This is a genomic window from Acidisoma sp. C75 (assembly GCF_054665095.1).
The window spans coordinates 1-2437 of record NZ_BAAFHD010000028.1 but is presented as its reverse complement, the minus strand read 5'-3'; the positions used below and the strand labels follow the sequence as shown (position 1 = coordinate 2437).

The following is a 2437-nucleotide window of genomic DNA, read 5'->3' as shown; positions in this document are numbered from 1 at the left end:
TGCCGCAGCTTCTCGTATTCGGCGGAGAAGGCGCGGTTGAGGCGGAACAGCAAGTCGCCCTCGGCGAGCTTTTCGAGGCCGAGCGCCACCTGTTCGACGACGGCCGTGGTGCGCGCGGCAACCTCCGCCCGCTCGGCTTCCTGCGCAACGCGGGCCGCCTCAGCCTCAGCGCGATGCTCGCCGGCGGCTGCTTCCACCCGCAGCTTCTCCCGCCCGGCATCGCGAAAGCCTTCGACCGCGCGCGCGATCGCGCCCACTTCGTCCTTTCGCTCAACGCCGGCAATCTCGATGTCGAACTGGCCTTCTGAAAGCCTGTCCATGAAGCCGATTTGCGCACGCACCGGCCGCACAATCCAGGCGCGCGCCCCGATGAAGCCGATGATGAAGATGACGATCAAGCCGACGATGATGCCGGCAAAGGTATAGACGACGGAGCGCGCGGTTGTGCCACTCAGCGCATGGCTGGCGGTGCGGGCCTGTGCCGCGAGCGCCTTCACCTCTTCGATGAGCGCGCCAGTGATGCTGTGAAAACCCGGGGCGCAGCCGCTGACATATTCAGATTGTGCGATCAGAAGCTGCGTCGGCAAAATTGCTTTGCGCGCATCGGTAATCGCCTGCTGGCATTTTTTCAGGACGACGTCGCCGGCTTGGGCTTTGAGCGCCGCGAGGGCCGCGGCACTGCCGCGATCCCCAGCCATTGCCTCATCCATCAATTGGTTGAATTGCGCGAAGCTCGTCTTGAACTCCGCATAGGCGGCATCGCTCTGATCGGAAGAAGTGGCAACCGCGATATCTCCTGCCGCCCCCCGCACGCTCTGCAGGTTACGCGCGGCCCGTGCAAGGGCAAGGGCAGCCTTTTGCTGGTTTGAAATAAGCGCCGAGTAGTTCCGGTCGGTCGTCTTGAGCTGCCCGGTTGCGTAGAAGGCGACGCCGAGGACGAAGACACCGAAGATACCAAGGATAAGCAGAATCTTGCCGGTGATTGGCACGTTTTTCAACGGATCTCTCCTGCGGTCGGGCGTTTGGATCGAGGTGGCGCAATCCCGATGAGCGGGCGTTCGGGTGAGCCTCAGAAGTGCCGCAGAAATAGTAAAGTTTCCGTGAGTAATCGGTGTCCGCTCATCGGTGTCGATGGGAGATCAATCCTCGCAGCACAACTGTCATGGGCTGCCCGCCCTTCCGCCTCTGCCTCCCCGGCGCCCTCAGCCCTTCGCCTGGCGGTTTTTGCCGGGCTTCACGCCGAGGGCCAGGGCGGGTGGTGGGGTTTTAGAATTCTGCCCAGCGGTCATCCTCTGCGTCGGCCACGGCAGGCGCCCGGCGGGGGGCGCTGGCGGCTTCGGCCTTGGGGCGGGCGGCATGCGCGCGGCTGCCTTCGGCCGTCGGGTGCTCAGCCGGCCGCGCCTCAGCCGGCCGCGCCTCAGCAGCCGGCCGCGCCTCGCCCTGGCGGCTCGCGGTCTTGCGCGTGGCCTCGGCGGGCAGGGCGCGCTTGCTCTCGGCGGGGGCGCGCGGTGCGGGCCGGGCCGGGGCTGCCTCGTGGCCCCGCGCCGCCGTGCCTTCCGCCTCGATCCTGAAGCGGGCCACCAGATGCGCCAGGGTTTCCGCCTCGCGCGCCAGGCTATGGCTCGCCGCCGTCGATTGCTCGACCATGGCGGCGTTCTGCTGCGTCACCTGGTCCATCTGATTGACCGCGGTATTGACCTCGGCGAGGCCGGTCGCCTGTTCCTGTGCCGAGCTCGCGATCTCGCCGATGATCCCGTTGAGCCGCGCCACCTGTTCCGCGATGCTGGCAAGCGCCGTGCCGGTTTCGCCGACGAGTTGCACGCCGCTTTCCACCTGGCGGCTGGAGGCGGAGATGAGCGTCTTGATCTCCTTGGCGGCCTCCGCCGAACGCTGGGCGAGCGCCCGCACCTCGGTCGCGACCACCGCGAAGCCGCGCCCGGCTTCCCCGGCACGCGCGGCCTCGACGCCGGCATTGAGCGCGAGCAGATTGGTCTGGAAGGCGATCTCGTCGATCACGCCGATGATATTGCCGATCTGCTTGGAGGAGTTTTCGATCCCGCTCATCGCGGTCACGGTATTCTGCACCACCTCGCCCGAGCGGGTTGCCTCGTGCTGGGCGGTTTCGGCGGCGCTGCGGGCTTCGCGGGCGTTTTCTGCCGTGCGGCGGACGGTTGCGGTAATCTCGTCGAGGGCGGCGGCGGTTTCTTCCAGGCTCGCGGCCTGCTGTTCGGTGCGGCGGGAAAGATCGTCGGACGCCTGGCTGATCTCACCGGCGCCGGCCCGCACGCCATGGGTATTGGCGGAGATCGAGGCCATCGTCTCCTGCAGCCGTTCCATCGCCGCATTGTAGTCATGCCGCAGCTTCTCGTATTCGGCGGAGAAGGCGCGGTTGAGGCGGAACAGCAAGTCGCCCTCGGCGAGCTTTTCGAGGCCGAGC

Annotated in this window: 2 protein-coding genes; both read right to left on the bottom strand. The window is 67.0% G+C overall.

Going from position 1 to position 2437, the window contains the following annotated elements:
• A partial coding sequence (locus tag ACYQ7X_RS17395; protein ID WP_459698336.1) for a HAMP domain-containing protein occupies nt 1–989 on the bottom strand: 989 nt, incomplete at its 3' end.
• Between the two features lie 277 nt (nt 990–1266).
• Nucleotides 1267–2437 (bottom strand): methyl-accepting chemotaxis protein (locus ACYQ7X_RS17390; protein WP_459698335.1); only part of this gene is annotated, 1171 nt, incomplete at its 5' end.